Annotated in this window: 13 protein-coding genes; 10 read left to right on the top strand and 3 right to left on the bottom strand. The window is 66.0% G+C overall.

The annotated features are described in order from the left end of the window. The first annotated feature begins 122 nt into the window (after positions 1-122). Together LQ232_RS09445 and LQ232_RS09440 are read left to right on the top strand one after the other, a co-directional pair. A complete protein-coding gene (locus LQ232_RS09445) occupies positions 123-908 on the top strand; it encodes a transporter (protein WP_230180067.1) in 786 nt (261 codons plus the stop codon). 23 nt (positions 909-931) lie between these two features. Continuing rightward, on the top strand, positions 932-2,473 hold the full coding sequence (locus LQ232_RS09440) for a methyl-accepting chemotaxis protein (protein WP_230180066.1): 1,542 nt from the start codon (positions 932-934) through the stop codon (positions 2,471-2,473). 22 nt (positions 2,474-2,495) lie between these two features. On the opposite strand, the gene LQ232_RS09435 is transcribed toward LQ232_RS09440, so the two are convergent. Together LQ232_RS09435 and LQ232_RS09430 are read right to left on the bottom strand one after the other, a co-directional pair. Continuing rightward, the gene (locus LQ232_RS09435; RefSeq protein ID WP_230180065.1) at positions 2,496-3,041 is read right to left on the bottom strand and encodes an OmpA family protein; all 546 of its coding nucleotides are present in this window, start codon (positions 3,039-3,041) and stop codon (positions 2,496-2,498) included. Between the two features lie 112 nt (positions 3,042-3,153). Continuing rightward, positions 3,154-3,417: a hypothetical protein gene (locus LQ232_RS09430; RefSeq protein WP_230180064.1), complete on the bottom strand. Its 264-nt coding sequence runs from the start codon at positions 3,415-3,417 to the stop codon at positions 3,154-3,156. Between the two features lie 171 nt (positions 3,418-3,588). Between LQ232_RS09430 and tssK the strand changes: the two genes are divergently transcribed. The 4 genes from tssK to LQ232_RS09410 all read left to right on the top strand — a co-directional run bounded on the left by tssK (position 3,589) and on the right by LQ232_RS09410 (position 11,861). Then, complete coding sequence (gene tssK / locus LQ232_RS09425) at positions 3,589-4,926, top strand: type VI secretion system baseplate subunit TssK (protein WP_230180063.1); 1,338 nt, start codon at positions 3,589-3,591, stop codon at positions 4,924-4,926. Positions 4,927-4,978: 52 nt separating this feature from the next. Next, positions 4,979-6,322 carry a DotU family type VI secretion system protein gene (locus LQ232_RS09420; RefSeq protein ID WP_230180062.1) on the top strand — a complete coding sequence of 448 codons (1,344 nt, stop codon included), beginning with the start codon at positions 4,979-4,981 and terminating at the stop codon, positions 6,320-6,322. A gap of 16 nt (positions 6,323-6,338) precedes the next feature. Beyond that, the gene (tssM, locus tag LQ232_RS09415; RefSeq protein ID WP_230180061.1) at positions 6,339-9,878 is read left to right on the top strand and encodes a type VI secretion system membrane subunit TssM; all 3,540 of its coding nucleotides are present in this window, start codon (positions 6,339-6,341) and stop codon (positions 9,876-9,878) included. 75 nt (positions 9,879-9,953) lie between these two features. Further along, positions 9,954-11,861, top strand: a complete 1,908-nt coding sequence (locus tag LQ232_RS09410; protein ID WP_230180060.1) for a M48 family metallopeptidase — start codon at positions 9,954-9,956, stop codon at positions 11,859-11,861. Here LQ232_RS09410 and LQ232_RS09405 read toward each other — a convergent pair. After that, positions 11,854-12,753: a LysR family transcriptional regulator gene (locus LQ232_RS09405; protein WP_230180059.1), complete on the bottom strand. Its 900-nt coding sequence runs from the start codon at positions 12,751-12,753 to the stop codon at positions 11,854-11,856. The genes LQ232_RS09410 and LQ232_RS09405 overlap by 8 nt on opposite strands. Positions 12,754-12,878: 125 nt before the next feature. Between LQ232_RS09405 and LQ232_RS09400 the strand changes: the two genes are divergently transcribed. From LQ232_RS09400 to LQ232_RS09385, 4 genes are read left to right on the top strand one after another with little or no spacing between them, the layout of a single operon-like run. Continuing rightward, entirely contained in the window at positions 12,879-13,649 is a 771-nt protein-coding gene (locus LQ232_RS09400) for an SDR family NAD(P)-dependent oxidoreductase (RefSeq protein WP_230180058.1), read from the top strand. Positions 13,650-13,708: 59 nt separating this feature from the next. Beyond that, entirely contained in the window at positions 13,709-15,133 is a 1,425-nt protein-coding gene (locus tag LQ232_RS09395; RefSeq protein WP_230180057.1) for an ATP-binding protein, read from the top strand. Beyond that, positions 15,120-15,770, top strand: a complete 651-nt coding sequence (locus tag LQ232_RS09390) for a hypothetical protein (RefSeq protein WP_230180056.1) — start codon at positions 15,120-15,122, stop codon at positions 15,768-15,770. The genes LQ232_RS09395 and LQ232_RS09390 overlap by 14 nt, the downstream gene beginning before the upstream one ends. After that, positions 15,767-17,131 (top strand): sigma 54-interacting transcriptional regulator, encoded by a 1,365-nt coding sequence (locus LQ232_RS09385; RefSeq protein WP_230180055.1) that lies wholly within the window; start codon positions 15,767-15,769, stop codon positions 17,129-17,131. Before LQ232_RS09390 ends, LQ232_RS09385 begins: the two co-directional genes overlap by 4 nt. The last annotated feature ends 99 nt before the right edge of the window (positions 17,132-17,230 follow it).

Genomic DNA, 17,230 nt, shown 5'->3' with positions numbered 1-17,230 from the left:
TTGGTGATGCACCACCGTGGCCCTACATCTGGCCACCCAGCTGACGTTATGAGCAGTGCATCAATCCTGAAGTACTGACTGATGTGAAGTAGCCCTTTCCATCAGCACACTCAGGAGCCGCCATGGCTGCACACCGCATCACCAACCCCGTCATCTCGGCCGCCCTGGCCACCGGCCTGCTGCTGCCGCTGGCCGCACACGCCGAAGAAGAGGCCATGGCCACCGACCGCCCCGATGCGGTCGAGTCCAGCAACGTGGTGGGCCAAGGCCGCTTCCAGGTTGAAACCTCTTTCGCGTCGGAAAGCAACAAGGTGGATGGCGTCAAGACCACCACGCGCATGACGCCGACCTTGCTGCGCTACGGCCTCACCGAGAACACCGAGTTGCGGCTGGAAACCGACGGCTTCATGCGCGAAAGCGGCGAGCGCGGCTTTGCCGACGTCTCGCTGGGCCTGAAATGGCACACGCAGGATGGCGATGACGCCACAGGCCGCCCGGCCCTGGGCTGGCTCTTCCACGCCGACCTGGACAGTGGCTCGCAAGCCTTCCGCGGCCACGGCGTGCGCCCCTCCGTGCGCATGGTGGCCGAGTGGGAGTTGCCACAAGACTGGTCGGTGGGCGTGATGCCCGGCGTGCTGGCCGACACCAATGAAGACGGCAAACACTTCGTGGCAGGCTCGCTCGCGGTGGTGCTCGGCAAGTCGTGGACCGATGCCTTTCGGACCTTCGTGGAAGTGGCCGGCCACCAGTTGACTTCGGCCAAAAATGGCGGCTCCGTCGTCACCTACGACGTGGGCATGGCCTACCTGATCACCCCGACCTTGCAGGTGGACACAGCCATGTCCATCGGCGCCAACGAGCACACCCCCGACCGGCAGTGGACGGTCGGCTTGTCCGTCAAGTTCTGACCACCAGCCCAGGGAGAGACCACATGAAATTGAGCATCCAACAAAAGCTGCTGGGCTTCAGCCTGACCGGCCTGATCCTGATGGTGCTGATCGGTATCACCGGCTACTCGGCGGTCTACAAGCTGTCGTCGGACAACGCCAAGATCGCCACCATCGGCAGCGCCTTGCGCGCCCAGATGCAGGCCGACATGATGCACGACGCCTTGCGCGCCGATGTGCTGAGCGCCATGCTGGCCTCGCTGAACAAGGACGAGGCTGAAGAGAAGAACACCAAGGCTGCGCTGGCCGAACACATCGAGAGCTTTCGCGATTCATTCAAGACATTGGACGAGCTGGCGCTGGATGCCGAGATCATGAGCGCCTCCGCCCGCGTTCGCCCCGCGCTGACCGCCTACCTGGCCAGTGCCACCGAGGTGATCAACCTGGCCTTCACGGACCGCGATGCGGCGCAAGCCAAACTACCCGCCTTCAAGGACGCCTTTGAAAGCCTTGAAAAATCCATGGGCAACCTGGGTGACCTGATCGAGTCCCAAGCCAAGACGGCCCAGGCCGCCAGCGACAAAACCGCCACCATCGCCCGAGCGGTCATGGTCGTCACGGCCCTGATCGCGGGTGCCTTGTTCTTCGTCATGGGCCATGTGGTCAGCCGCGGCGTGGTCCTGCCCATTGGCCGCGCCGTCAAGGTGGCTCAAGCCGTGGCCAACGGCGACCTCACCTCGCACATCGACACCAGCGGCAGCGACGAAACCGCCCAGTTGCTGAAGGCCCTCAAGGCCATGAACGACAGCCTGATCCTGACCGTGGGCACCGTGCGCCAAAGCAGCGAGAACATCGCCACTGGCTCCAGCCAGATCGCCATCGGCAACACCGACCTGAGCCACCGCACCGAAACCCAAGCCAGCAACCTGCAGCAAACCGCCGCCTCGATGGAAGAGCTCAGCAGCACCGTGCGCCACAACGCCGACACAGCGCGCCAGGCATCGCAGCTGGCCAGCTCGGCCAGCGACGTGGCCGCCAAGGGTGGCAGTGTGGTCGCGCAAGTGGTGGGCACGATGGCCGAGATCACCACGGCCAGCCGCAAGATCAACGACATCATCGGCGTGATCGATGGCATCGCTTTTCAGACCAACATCCTGGCGCTGAACGCCGCCGTGGAAGCCGCCCGGGCGGGCGAACAAGGCCGGGGCTTTGCCGTGGTGGCCTCCGAGGTGCGCAGCCTGGCGCAACGCAGCGCCAACGCCGCCAAGGAGATCAAGGGCCTGATCAACGACAGCGTGGAGAAGGTGCAGACCGGCTCGCGCCTGGTGGACGATGCCGGGCAAACGATGGACGACATCGTGGCCCAGGTGCGCCGCGTGACCGACCTGATCGGCGAGATCAGCTCTGCCACGCACGAGCAAACCAGCGGCATCGAACTGGTGAGCGGGGCCGTGGCCCAGCTTGACCAGGTCACGCAGCAGAATGCGGCCCTGGTGGAGGAATCAGCGGCAGCGGCCGAAAGCTTGAAGCACCAGGCCGCCGAGTTGGTGAAGGCGGTCAGCGTGTTCCAGCTGAATCGCGCCTGACAACGCCCTCACCACCGCCAGGTCAGTTCTGGCGACCAATCTCGACGCGGCGGTTTTCACCCGAGAAGGGGTTGGCCGCGTTCTTCAGGTCCTTGGTGCCCACACCGACCGAGGCCAGCAAAGCCGGGTCCACGCCCTGGTCGACCAGGTAGCTCTTGACCGCGTCAGCGCGCTTTTGTGACAGCACCAGGTTGGCTTCGGCCGAACCGGACGCATCGGCGTGGCCTTCAATCTTCACCACGCTGCCCGAACCCTTTTTGGACTTGAGCACTTCGGCGAACACGTCCAGCTGCTTTTTCAGCACCGGGGGCACTTCGGCCGAACCCAATTGGAACGACGAGGCCGGCAGCGAGTAGCGGATCGCGGGCTTGAAGCCCATGCACTTGAAGCCATTGGCTTCCAGCTCTTTGCAGGCGTCTTCGGGGAACAGGCCTTCCTTGATGGCCTTGGCATCGGGCACCTTGGAGCCGATGTCCTGGGCGCCGTCGGCCCGGGCTGGGGAAGCCACGCCGCCGGCCAGCACGATCAGGGCGGCCACAGCGGGGACTGCGAATTGAGCGAATTTCATTGGGCAATCTCCCGAGGTCAAACAATGGGCGCACCCCGGACACGCCGGGGGCTCAAGCTGACATCATAGAGACTTCAGCGGGCCATGTCCGCCCTGAATCGCGGGGGAAGGCTCAGTGCGATGTGCCTGAGTTGGCGAAATGCATGCGGTGCAAACGCACCCCGCTTTGCGCCCCTTGCAAGGTGCCATCGCGGGCCATGTCCAGGTGTTCACCATTGGCCAGTTTGTATTCGACCACCCCTGTGGCCTCCCATTGCGCCGCGGCGTCAAGCCAGGGGTAGGCGCGTGCCAGGCGCTCGTAGCCGTAAACCTTGTACGGCTTGCCCTGGGCGTCCTGGGCAGAAAACGATTCCAGTCGGTGAAGCTTGATGTCCATGGCGTCCCTCCATGAAAAACCGGCCCGCAGGCCACGAGTCAACCTGTGGTGATTTTGCGCCGACAGAATTGAAACTGCACGCGATTTTTGAGTTGCTAGGGGGGTCTCCCCGCCCTGCAAGGCCCCTTCTGTAACGTACAGTTCAAGATCAGCCCTACACGCGATTCGGATATGACCTGGCACAACAAGGTGGTTTGGACGGAGGGCATGTTCCTCCAGCCGCAACATTTCCAGCAGCACGATCGTTACCTGGCGCATCAGCTGGATGCGCGCTTGGCCTCCAGCCTGGGCTATGGCTGGGGTTTCTATTCTCTGGTGCTCGACGAAGCCGCCTTGGCCCAGGGCAAGATCGCCCTCGCCTCGGCCAGCGGCGTGCTGCCCGATGGCACCGCTTTCCACATCCCCGGCCATGACGCCGCCCCCGCCGCGCTCGATGTGCCGCTGGACGCCCGCAACGAGCTGGTCGTGCTGGCCGTGTCACTGGCCCGCCCTGGCGTGGCCGAATCCGACGCCGAGGACTCGGGCGGCTCCATGCCCCCTCGCTTCCGCGTGGCCGAGGTCGACGTGGCCGACACCAACGCTGCCGCCGAGCGCGAAGCACCCCTGCAGATTGGCCGCCTGAACCTGCGCCTGATCCTGGCGCGCGACGCCAGTGAGGGCTACACGCACCTGGGCGCCGCCCGCATCGTCGAGCGCCGCGCCGACAACCGCCTGATCCTGGACACGACCTACGTGGCGCCCACCCTGCACGCCCCCAACAACGCCATCCTGGATGGCTATGTGCGCGAGATCCACGGCATGCTGCACCAACGCGGCGAAGCCCTGGCCGCCCGCATGGGCCAGGGCGGCCGAGGCGGCGTGGGCGAGATCGCCGACTTCCTGCTGCTGGAAACCGTGAACCGCAACGAGCCCGTGTTCGTGCACCTGCAAAAGCTGTCGGTGTTGCACCCCGAGCGCCTGTACGCCACCTGCCTGAGCCTGGCCGGCGATTTGTCCACCTTCCGCGACAAGCGCCGCCCCGCCAACCTGCCCGAGTACAAGCACGACGACCTGGCGCCCTGCTTCCGCGCCGTCATGCAAGATCTTCGCCAATCGCTGTCGATGGTGATGGAGCAGAACGCGATCCCGATCGAGTTGCAGGACCGCAAGTACGGCATCCGCGTGGCCACCATCCCCGATGTCGAACTGCAGCGCAACGCCAGCTTCGTGCTGGCCGTGGGCGCGCAGATGCCGGCCGACGCGCTGCGTGTGCGCTTTCCCACACAGGTCAAGATCGGCACGGTCGAGCGCATCCGCGACCTGGTGAATTTGCAACTGCCGGGCGTCACCTTGCGCCCCTTGCCGGTGGCGCCGCGCCAGATCCCGTACCACGCCGGGTTCAACTACTTTGAGCTGGACACGCGTGGCAACGACATGTGGAAGCAGCTGGAAACCTCGGGCGGCCTGGCCATGCACATCGCCGGCGAGTTTCCGGGCCTGGAGTTGCAGTTCTGGGCCATCCGCGCGTGACGCGGCCCCAAGCCAAATCATCCAAGCGGTCCCTTGAGTTCTTGAGGTTGCCATGAGCGAAGAAGATCCTTTCGCCGCGTTCGAATCCGACCGCACCATCATCAAGCCCAGCGCGGGGCGCAAGCCGGGGGCAGGGGCTGCTGCACCTGCGGCTGCCGCGCCTTCTTCTGCGCCGATTGGCGGATTGCCGCCCGGCGCCGGCTCGGTCACGCTCGATGCCTTGATGAGCGCCAGCCTGAACCCGCTGGTGTCCGCCGCCGCGCCCTTGCTGAACGCCGCGCCGCGCATACGCGCCATGGCGCAACACCCCAATCCCGCCGGATTGAAAGACGCGCTGGCCGATGGCATCCGCAAGTTCGAAGCCCAATGCCGCCAACGCGGCCTGCCCAACGAGCAGGTGATCGCCGCGCGCTACGTGCTGTGCACGCTGCTGGACGAATCGGCCGCGAGCACGCCCTGGGGCAGCTCGGGCGCGTGGTCGGCGCAGAGCCTGCTGGTGCAGTTCCACAACGAGGCCTGGGGCGGCGAGAAGGTCTTCCAGCTGATGTCCAAGCTGGCCGAGAACATCGAGACCAACCGCGACCTGCTGGAGCTGTTGTACGTGTGCCTGGCCTTCGGCTTCGAAGGCCGCTACAAGGTGCAGACCGATGGCCGCGCGCAGCTCGACAGCGTGCGCGTGCGACTGGCCGACCTGCTGCGCAAGAGCCGCGGCGGCTACGACAAGACCTTGTCGCCCCACTGGCAGGGCGTGCCCGCGCAGACCGCGCGTTTGAGCGACGGCCTGCCCATGTGGGTGGTCGGGGCCATCGTCGGCGTGCTGCTGATGTTCGCTTTCATCGGCATGCGCTTTGGCATCAACAGCCAATCGGACGCGACCTTCTCGGCACTGCAGAGCCTTGATGTCAAGGCCGCGCCGGTCACGGCACCACCGCCGCCAGTGGCTGCGCCGGCCCCGCGCCTGGCCGGCTTCCTTAAGCCCGAGATCGAGGCGGGCCTCGTGGCCGTCACCGACCTGGCCGACCGCTCCGTGGTGGTCATCAAGGGCGATGGCTTCTTCGAACCCGGCAGCGCCGACATCGCCGACCGCGTCAAGCCCCTGCTGGTACGCATCGCCGATGGTTTGAACGGCGTGCCCGGCCAGGTGCTGATCACGGGCCATACCGACAACCAGCCGATCCGCTCGGTGCGCTACCCCTCGAACTGGCACCTCTCGCAAGAGCGGGCCAACGCGGTCAAGGCCATGCTGGAAACGAACAAGGTCAAGCCCGAGCGCATGCGCGCCGAAGGCCGCGCCGACGCCGAACCGGTCGAGGACAACGCCACGCCCGCGGGCCGCGCCAAGAACCGCCGCGTGGAAGTCACGCTCTTCGTGCAACCCGCCGCTGCCGCTCAATGATTTTCAGGATCGCCGCATGAAAAAGCTGCTGCAAGTGCTCTTGCACCCCCTGCTCCTGGCTGTGCTGGGACTGCTCGCGCTGTCGGCCATCGTCTGGTGGGTCGGGCCATTGATCGCGATTGGCGAATCGCGCCCCTTCGATTCAATGTGGGTGCGGGTGGCGATCATCGCCGTGCTCTTCCTGCTGCTGGCGGCCAAGGTGGCCTATGGCGCCTGGCAGCGCAAGCGTACCAACGCGGCGCTGGTGCAAGGCATGACGGGCGGACCATCAGCTTCGGACCGTGAAGTGGCCACGCTGAACGAGCGCTTCACGCAGGCGATGGGCGTGTTGCAGACCTCGCGCAAGCCTTCGCTGTTCAAGCGCAGCCAGCACCTGTACGAGCTGCCTTGGTACATCTTCATCGGCGCGCCCGGCTCGGGCAAGACCACGGCGCTGATGAACGCGGGCCTGAACTTCCCGCTGGCCGAGAAGCTGGGCCAGGCCTCCGTCAAGGGCGTGGGCGGCACGCGCAATTGCGACTGGTGGTTCACCGACGAGGCCGTGCTGATCGACACCGCCGGCCGTTACACCACGCAGGAGTCCGACAGCAAGGTCGACGCGGCCGCTTGGGATGGCTTTTTGGCCCTGCTGAAAAAGACGCGCCCGCGCCGCCCGCTGAATGGCGTGATCCTGACCGTCAACATCCAGGACCTGCTGCAGCAAGGCGTGCATGAGCGGCAGGAGCACGCTGCCAAGCTGCGCGCGCGTTTGCAAGAGCTGCACGACAAGCTGGGCCTGAGCGTGCCCGTGTACGTGCTGGTGACCAAGGCCGACCTGATCGCCGGCTTCAACGAAAGCTTTGGCGAGCTGAGCAAGGAAGAACGCGACCAAGTGTGGGGTTTCAGCCTGCCCTACAACGCGGACGCCCCCTTGCAGGACAAAGAGACCCCGCTGGGTGATTTCACGGGCGAGTTCGGCGCGCTGGAGCAGCGCCTGCGCGACCGCCTGATCGACCGCATGGACGCCGAGCGCGAGGTGCTCAAGCGCGCCGCCGTCTTCGCCTTCCCGCAAGAGTTCGCCAGCCTCAAGCCTGTTCTGTCGGACTTCCTCACCCAGGTCTTCACCGGTGGCGGTCAGTTCGAGCAACGCCCGCTGCTGCGCGGCATCTACTTCACCAGCGGCACGCAAGAGGGCACGCCCATCGACCGCGTCATGGGCACCCTGGCCCGCGCCTTTGGCGTGGAGCGCAAGGTGGCCTCGCTGTCCAGCGGCAAGGGCAAGAGCTTCTTCCTGCACCGCCTGTTGAAAGACGTGGTCTTCGCCGAGCAAGGCCTGGTCGGCGTCAACAAGACAGAAGAGCGACGCCGCACGGTGATGCGCATCGCGACCCTGGCCGGCATCGGCGTGCTGGCCACCGCGCTGCTGGTGGGCTGGGCCGTGAGCTACAGCCGCAACAAGGCCTACATCGCGCAGATCCAGGGCAAGTTGCCCGAGCTGCAGCAGGCCGTGAACGCGATCCCGCCCGCCAACACGGGCGACGTGACCCCGCTGCCCGCCATCCTTGACCTGGTGCGCAATGCCGCCCACCCGGCCGAGTTCGACATCGCCCACCCGCCCTTGCTCAACACCCTGGGCCTGTACCAAGGCGACAAGCTGGACGCGGGCGCGCAGCAAGGCTTCAACCACCTGCTGCAGCACGCGCTGATGCCGCGCGTGGCCAAGCGCCTGGAAGAACGCCTGCGCAGCGTCAACAAGGACAACCTGGAGCTGGCCTACGAGGCCCTCAAGGCCTACCTGATGCTGTACACGCCGGACAAGTTCGACGCGGACACGCTCAAGGCCTGGATCAGCATCGACTGGGAAGTGAACCTGGCCAACAGCTTGACGCCTGAGCAGCGCGCGGCTTTGAATTCGCACCTGGACGCGGCCCTGGCGCAAGGCGCGCCGCAACCCACCGTGGCCATGGACACCGCCCTGGTGGCCAGCGTGCGCGACATGCTCGTGTCCTACCCGCTGGAATACCGCGTCTACAGCCGCCTCAAGCGCGCGCAGACCGGCGCCGACATCCCCGAGTTCACCGTGGCCAGCGCCGCCGGTCCCAACGCCGCGCAGGTGTTCGAGCGCACTAGCGGCCAGCCGCTGACCAAGGGCATCCCGGGCCTGTTCACGCGAGATGGTTACCATAAGGCCTTCCAGAAATCGGTCGAGAAAGCCACGCTGCAACTGGCCACCGAAGAAGGTTGGATCCTGGGCACCAAGACGGACCCCGCCAAGCTGCGCGACATCGCCCTGACCGGCGAGCTGCCCAAGCGCGTTCGCCGCCTTTATCTTGAGGATTACGTGAAGACTTGGGACGCCTACCTGGCCGATGTGCACCTGGTGAAGCTGACGGGCCTGGACCGCAGCATCCAGGTGGCGCGCGTGGTGTCGGCCGTGGATTCGCCACTGGCCGCCTACCTGCGCGCCGTGGCCCGCGAAACCACGCTGGTGCCCGCGCCAGCTGCGGCCGCAGGCGGCAATCCCCTGACCGATGTGGCCAACAAGGCCGAGGCCGCGCGCAAGGAGCTGGCCGCGCTCAGCGGTGCGCAACCCCTGCCCGCCGCCGATGCGGCCAATGGCCCGATCGAGCGCATCGTGGACGACCACTTCGCCGACATCCGCCGCCAGGTCACCGGCCAGCCCGCGCCCATCGACGAAACGCTGAAGATGTTCAATGAGGTCTATGTGCAGCTGTCGGCCGTGGACGCCGCCGCCAAGAGCAAGTCGCCCCCGCCACCCGCTGGTGGCGCCGACCGCATCAAGGCCGCTGCCGGCCAGCAGCCCGAGCCCATCAAGTCGATGCTGACGGCGCTGTCGGATGCCGGCGCCTCGCAAAGCCGCGTGGCCGAGCGCGCCAGCCTGAGCGACGAGATCAAGCCCATCGCCGAGTTCTGCGCGCGCGCCATCGCTGGCCGCTACCCCTTCAGCGCCAGCTCGCAAGCCAACGTCATGCCGGACGACTTCGGCCAGTTCTTCGGCCAGGGCGGTTTGATCGACGACTTCTACCAGCGCAAGCTGGTCAACCTGGTGGACACGGGCACCAACCCCTGGTCGCTCAAGCCGTTGACGGATGGCACCAAACCGCCCTCACCGGCCTCCTTGGCCGACTTCCAGCGCGCCGCGCGCATCAAGGACGTGTTCTTCCGCAGTGGTGGCAAGGCACCTTCTTTCCGCGTGGACCTCCGCGCCTTGGAGTTCCTGGATGGTGGCAAGGAACTGACCCTGGACATCGATGGCCAGGTCACCAAGTTCGCCGCGGGCAACACCACGCCGGTCACGGTCAACTGGCCTAGCCAACGCGTGGCCTCGCAGATCAAGCTGTCGGCCGGTGGCGCCGGCGTGACCTTCGACGGGCCGTGGGCGCTGTTCCGCATGTTCGACCGGTTCGAAGTGCAGCCTTCAGGGCAGCCCGAGCGCTTCACCGTGGTGGTGAATGTGGACGGCAAGCGGGCCAAGCTGGAAGTGACGTCCAGCAGCGCGTTCAACCCGTTCAGACTGCGCGAGATCCAGCAGTTCAGGTGCCCCGGGGCGTTCTGACCACGGCGACAGCCTGCCGTTCTGCCTGACAATGACGGCAGGTTGAACAACGCAAGGTCCCGGGGAGGGGCAGTCATGGATCAAGTTCGGTTCGAGCGCATGGTGCGCCGTCTGGAGCGCGAAAGCACCCAATCGCCAGGTCATTACCAGTTCAAGGTCGCCCTGCTGGCGTTGTTGGGTTTCGGCATCTTGGTTTTGATCCTGGGCTTTGCGGGGGCGGGCCTGCTACTCATCGCTGGCGCTGGGATCGCGATGCTGGCGTCGGGTGGCAAGGCCATCATCCTGGTGCTGAAGCTGGGCAAGCTGCTGTTGCTCCTGGCCTGGCCGCTGTGGATGCTGGTGAAGTCGTCCGTGTCGGCCCTGTTCACCCGGCTGCCGCCGCCTCAAGGCCTGCCCTTGCTGCGAACACAGGCGCCCGCCTTGTTCGACGCCATGGACCACATGCGCCGGCGCATGAAGGGGCCGCGCTTCCACCACGTGCTGATCACAGATGAGGTCAACGCCGCCGTGGTGCAACGTCCGCTTTTCGGCCTGTTCGGCTGGCCGCGCAACTACCTGATCCTGGGCTTGCCTTTGCTGGAAAGCATGTCGCCCGATGAAGCCCTGGCTGTGGTCGCGCACGAGTACGGGCACCTGGCGGGCTCGCATTCGCGCTTCGGCGCCTACATCTACCGGTTGCGCAACACCTGGGGCACCATCCAGCACATTGCGGCCCAATGGCAAGGTTGGGCCGGCAAGCCCATCCAGCGCATCGTGGCCTGGTACGCGCCCTATTTCAACGCCTACACCTTCGTGCTGGCCCGTACCAACGAGTACCAAGCCGATGCAGCCTCGGCAGAACTGGTGGGCGCGCAGGTGATGGGCAGCGCGCTCAAACGCGTCAACGTGACCGGCGCCCACTACAGCGACTTCCTGGAACGTACCTTCAAGGACGTGGGCGACACGGCCTTGCCACCGGTCGATCTGGCGGCGCGCTGGGCCTCGCAGGCCATCCGCCCCCTGCCCTCGGAACAGGCCACCCAATGGCTGCAACAGGCTTTGAGCCGATCATCCCAGGTCGATGACACCCACCCGGCCCTGCACCAACGACTCAAGGCCCTGCCCCAGCACCCTGGCCTCATCGACGACCTGCCCGGCGATCTGCAGGGCCCCTCCGCCGCCGTGCTGTGGCTGGGCGGGCATGTCGATACCTTGCGCCAACAATTGCAGGAAGCTTGGCACCAGCGCGTGACCGACTACTGGTCGGAGCAGCACCAGGCAGTGCAAGGACAACGCCTGCGCCTGCTTGAACTGGAAGCCCTGCCCTCGCCGACGTCGGAAGAGCGGATCGAGGCCCTGAATCTCAAGATCCAGCTCCAGCCCGACACCGACCCATTGCCGCAGTTGATCGCATTCAACGAAGAACACCCCGACCATGTCCTGGGCCTGTACCTGGAAGGCAGCCAGCGTTTGAAGCAAGGTGACGCCACCGGCCTGCAGGTTCTGGACCGCGTGATGGACCTCGACGCGGACGCCATCAAGCCCGCCTGTGGCGTGGCGCATGGCTTCTGCAAGGAGCGCCTCGATGAGGCGGCGGCCGAACGCTACGCCACCCGGTGGCGCGAACGCGATGCCTGGCTGCAGGCCAAAGCTCAGCAACTGTCCCACCTCGACACCAGCCATGTCTTGCGCGTGCCCGATGGCGAAGAGGACGCCCCTTTGCGCGCCCATGGCCTCGGTATTCTGCGGCGCGATGGCGCGGGGCTTCGCCGCGCTTACCTGGTCAGACGTGTGCTGCCCGTCGACCCGGCTCAGGCCACCTATGTGTTGATCCTGGAGTTGACCTGGTGGTCAAGGCAGCGGAAGAAGCATGGCCAGATTGTCGACCGGATCGCCGCGCACGAATGGCCTGGCCATGTGCTGATCTGCCCGTTGGACGGTCAGTTCAAGCCCTTCAAGAAGCAGCTCAAGAAGTTGGCGGGCGCGGAGATCCGGTTCAAGTAACCAGACTCGGCCCCAACACCTCGCCCAACCAGGCCATGAAAGCCTGCACCCGCTTGGGCAGGTGGCGCCGGTGTGCATACAGCAATGACACCGGCATCGGCGCACCATTGAAGTCGGGCATCACCATCACCAGCTTCCCCTCCGCGATCCACTCGCGCATGCCCAGCACGGGAGCCTGGATCAGCCCCAAACCTGCCAGGCACGCCGCCTCATAGGCCTCGGCGCTGTTGACGGTGACCACGCCCGGCATGTCGTGGAAGCGCACTTCGTCGCCGTCCATGTACTCCCAGCCCAGAGGGGGAGAACCCAGCGTGCTCGCGTACTTGACGAGGCGATGGCGGGACAAATCGGCCAAGGTTCGCGGTGTTCCATGCTCTTGCAGATAGGCCGGACTGGCGCAATTGACCAAAGTCAGCTCCCCCAGCTTGCGTGCGACCAAGCCTGATTCGCCCAAGGAACCGACGCGCAGCTTGCAGTCCATGCCTTCACGGATCAGATCGACCCGCCGGTCGGTGGTGCTCAGCTCGATCTCCAAGCCTGGATGGGCGGCCAGGAATTCGGGGAGGCGGGGAATGACGATCTTGCGCGCCAGGGCAATGGGCAGGTCGATGCGCAAGCGGCCGCGCAAGGCCGAGGGTGTTTGCTGGAACAGTGCCTGCAGCTCGTCGGCATCGGCCAACAGCGTCTGGCAGCGCTCGAAGAACTGCTCGCCATCGGGCGTGAGCCGCACGGTGCGCGTGGTGCGCTGCAAAAGGCGCGTGCCCAGCTGCGCTTCGAGTTGAGACACGATGGTGGACACGCGGCCTTTCTGCAGGCCAAGTTGCTCGGCCGCGCGGGTGAAGCTGGCCAGTTCGGCCACCTTGGCGAAGGTGCGCAGGGCGTCAAGTTCCATGGGCGAATGATGCCGCATTGTTCTCAATTGCAAAACACTGATATCTTTTTCAAGCACTTTATCGCGACATTGTTCTTTCCTACAGTCCATTCACCGACTTACACATCCCTTTGAAAGGACCTGACATGAACACCCCGCAACCCACCCCCATCGCCCTGATCACCGGCGGTAGCCGCGGCCTGGGCCGCAACGCCGCCCTGAAGCTGGCCGAGCAAGGCAGCGACGTCATCCTCACCTACCGCAGCAACGCGGCCGAAGCCCAGGCTGTGGTCGGCCAGATCGAACAGCTCGGCCGCCGCGCCCTCGCGCTGCCACTGGATGTGGCCGACAGCGCCAGCTTCAAGGCCTTCGCCGGGCAGGTGAAAGCGGCCTTGGCCAACGTGTGGCAGCGCGAGCGCTTCGACCACTTGGTGAACAACGCCGGCATTGGCATTCACGCCAGCTTCGAAGCCACCACCGAAGACCAGTTCGACACCCTGGTCAACATCCACCTCAAAGGCCCCTTCTTCCTCACACAGACTCTGCTGCCCCTGATCGCCGATGGCGGCCGCATCCTCAACGTGTCCAGCGGGCTGGCACGCTTCAGTCTGCCCGGCTACGCGGCTTACGCGGCCATGAAGGGCGGGATCGAGGTGCTGAGCCGCTACCAGGCCAAGGAGCTGGGGGCGCGCGGTATCGCCGTCAACACCATTGCCCCGGGCGCGATCGAGACCGACTTCGGTGGCGGCGCGGTGCGCGACAACGCGCAGCTCAACAGCTTCGTGGCCTCGCAGACGGCCATGGGCCGGGCCGGCGTGCCGGACGACATCGGCGGCGCAATCGCATCGCTGCTTTCGCCGGGCAACCGCTGGCTCACCGGTCAGCGCATTGAAGTGTCGGGGGGCATGTTTCTCTGACCGCCACAAGGCTTGCAGCCAGCCGTTAAAGTCCACGGATCGATTCCGACTCCCTGGGCATGTTGACCTTCTACCGCGCGTCCTTCCGCCAGTTGCTGCTCGCGGCTTTCCTGCTGATTGCCGGCTTGCTGGCCGCCGCCTCGCTGGGCGGCCTGTTCACGCTGGAACGCCTGATGGTGCAAAGCCGCGCCGCCGCAGAACGCGCCGTGCAACTGAGCGCCGGCACGCAACACCTGGCCGAGCGCAGCGTGGCCATGGAACGCGCCGCGCGCCAATACCTTGTGCTGGACGACCCCGTGCTGTTGCGCCGCTTTGAAGACGCCACCAAGGACGCCAACCGCGTGCTGGAAGAACTGCAGGCGCAGCAACTGCCCCCGGCTTTGGTGGCGCGCTGGCGCGGCCAGTTGACAGTGATCACCGACCAGTTCAAGGGCCCCAAGGCCACCGGCCACTTGCGTGAGTTGGCGCTGGCCCAGCAGTTCCGCGAGCTGGACCTCACCAACGCGGCCATCGCCGAACAGGTGCGCAAGGACAGCGAGCAGCGCAACCACCGCCTGCAAGATGAACTCGAAGCCGGCCGCGCGGCACTGGCCCGGCAGGTGCTGGGCGCCATCGCGCTGGCGGTGGTGATGGCCCTGGGTTTTGGCGTGTGGCTCACCCGCCCCTTGAAGCGGCTGGAGCGCGCCATCGTGGGCCTGGGCGAGAACCGCCTGGACGTGCCCGTGAACATCCAGGGGCCCAGCGACTTGCGCTCGCTCGGCCAGCGCCTGGAGTGGCTGCGCCTGCGCTTGAGAGAGCTCGACGACGACAAGTCGCGCTTTTTGCGCCACGTCTCTCATGAGCTGAAGACGCCGCTGGCCGCGCTGCGCGAAGGCGTGGCCCTGCTGGAAGATGGCGTGGCGGGTGAGCTGAGTGCCGACCAGCGCGAGATCGCGCAGATCCTGGGGCACAACACGGCCGCCTTGCAAAGCCAGATCGAAGACCTGCTGCGGTTCAACGCCGCCGCCTTCGATGCCCGCCGCCTGAGCCGCCGCAAGACCGATCTGGCCGAGCTGATCCAAACCCTGGTGGACGCGCAGCGCCTGCAATGGCAAGCGCGCCAATTGCACATCAACGTGGCGGGCGGACCCTTGCACGTCGAGGTCGACCCCGAGAAATTGGGCACCGCTTTGGGTAACCTTTTGTCCAACGCCATACGCTTCAGCCCGCCCGGCGCTACCATCCGATTTTCATTGACCCGCTTGCCCGGCCTGGCCCGCATCGACATCGTGGACCAGGGCGCCGGTGTTGCCGAAAGTGACAGCGCGAGGGTGTTTGAACCGTTTTACCGTGGTGAACGCCAGCCCGAGGGTGCCGTGCGCGGAACCGGCATCGGCCTGTCCATCGTGCGCGAGTACGTTGAGGCCCATGGCGGACGCGTGGACCTGCTGCCCGAAGGACCGGGCGCCCATTTTCGAATCGAGCTTCCGAATGCCGTCATGTGATTTCCAGCCCTGGCTGGCCCGCTCCCGACAACGCTGCACCGCGGCGTGCCTGGTGGTGGCCGGGGCCCTCATGGCCTGCGCGCCATTGCAAACGCCCCCCGAGCCCAAAGTGGTCGAGCTGCCGCCCGCCCCCGCCATCGTCTACGTGCCCACGTTGGAACCCGTGGACACCGCCGCGCGCCACCTGCTGGCTTACCAGGAGACCCTGGCCAAGCTGCCCCCGCCTGATCTGTCACGCGAATTGACCCGGCTGGGTGATGGCGCCAGTTCGGTCCAGGCCACCATGGACCTGGCCTTGGCCCTGGGTTACACGCGCGCCAATGGCGACCTGGCCAAAGCCCAGAGCCTGCTCGACCAAGTCATCGGCAACCCCTCGCTGGAGGCGCAGGCCTGGCATGGCATGGCCCGCCTGCTGTCCAGTCGCTATGCCGAGCAGCGCCGCGCCGAAGACCAGATCGAGCGCCTCAACCAACAACTGCGCGACACGCAGAAAGACAACCAGCGCAAGCTCGACCAGCTCAATGAAAAGCTGGAAGCGCTCAAGTCCATCGAGCGCAGCCTGAACAGCCGCAGCACGCCCGCGCCGGGCCCGGCCGCGCCGCAGGCCTCATCCGCCAAACCTGCGCAACGGCCATGAGCGCCCACGTCCTGCTGGTCGACGACGACCCCGACATCCTGCGTTTGTTGTCCATGAGGCTGACCGCTGCGGGCTACCGCGTCACGGCGGTGGAATCGGCCGAAGCCGCGCTGTCGCACCTGGCCATGGAGCGGCCGCAACTGGTGCTCAGCGACGTGCAGTTGCCCGGCAAGGACGGCCTGGCGTTGTTCGACGCCATCCGCGCCAAGCACCCCTCGCTGCCCGTGATTCTGTTGACCGCCCACGGCACCATCCCCGACGCGGTCGAGGCCACCTCGCGCGGTGTCTACACCTACCTGACCAAGCCTTTCAACGGCAAGGAGCTGCTCGAGACCATCGGCCAAGCCCTGGCCCTGGGTTCGCCCACCGACCCCAGCAAGAGCGCCAGCGCCAACGAGTCCTGGCGCGAAGACATCGTCAGCCGCTCCAACGTGATGGCCGAACTGCTGGCCGAGGCCAAGCTGGTGGCCGGCTCGGACGCCAGCGTGCTGATCCGGGGCGAAAGCGGCAGCGGCAAGGAGGTGCTGGCCCAGGCCATCCACCGCGCCAGCCCGCGCGCTTCGCAGCCCTTTGTCGCCGTCAACTGCGGGGCCATCCCCGAAAGCCTGCTCGAGTCCGAATTGTTCGGCCACATCAAGGGCGCTTTCACGGGCGCGGTGGCCAACCACGCGGGCCTGTTCCAGGCGGCCAATGGCGGCACCTTGTTCCTGGACGAAATCGGCGACATGCCGGTGGCCCTGCAGGTCAAGCTGCTGCGCGTGCTGCAAGAGCGCGTGGTGCGGCCAGTGGGCGCCAGCCAGGCCATCCCGATCGACGTGCGCATCATGTCGGCCACCCATCGCGACCTGGACGCCGCCATGGCCGAAGGCGAGTTCCGCGAAGACCTGTACTACCGCCTGAACGTGGTGTCGCTGACCTTGCCCACCCTGGCCGAGCGCCGCGAAGACATCCCACTGCTGGCCAACCACTTCCTGGCCAAGCTGGCCTTGAAGTACAACAAACGCGTCAACGGTTTTGCGCCTGAAGCGGTGAAGGCCCTGGCCACCGCGCCCTGGCCGGGCAATGTGCGGCAGTTGCACAACGTGGTCGAGCAGGTCAGCGCGCTGGCCACCACGCCCTTGATCCCCCTGGCGCTGGTGCAGCGTGCGCTTCGTGTGCCCAGTGTGGAAGTGCTCACTTTCACAGAGGCGCGCCTGCGCTTCGAGCGCGAATACCTGGTCGATCTGCTCAAGCTGACCGACGGCAGCGTGGCCGATGCCGCCCGCTTGGCCGGCCGCAACCGCACCGAGTTCTACCGCTTGCTGCAAAAGCATGGTTTGACTCCCGGCGTCTTCCGAGCCGAAGGGCCTGTCGCCGAATAGCGACAAGCTTTTTTCCTTGTAAATCAAACACTTGGCACGGTTTACCGGGGTGCTCGTCGGGCTGGCCCGACGTTTTCACTGCTGCATCGCGGCATTGGC

This window comes from Aquabacterium sp. CECT 9606 (assembly GCF_918741295.1).
Taxonomy (GTDB): Bacteria; Pseudomonadota; Gammaproteobacteria; order Burkholderiales; family Burkholderiaceae_C; genus Aquabacterium.
The sequence above is the reverse complement of the archived record's forward strand: the minus strand, read 5'-3'. Positions and strand labels throughout refer to the sequence as shown.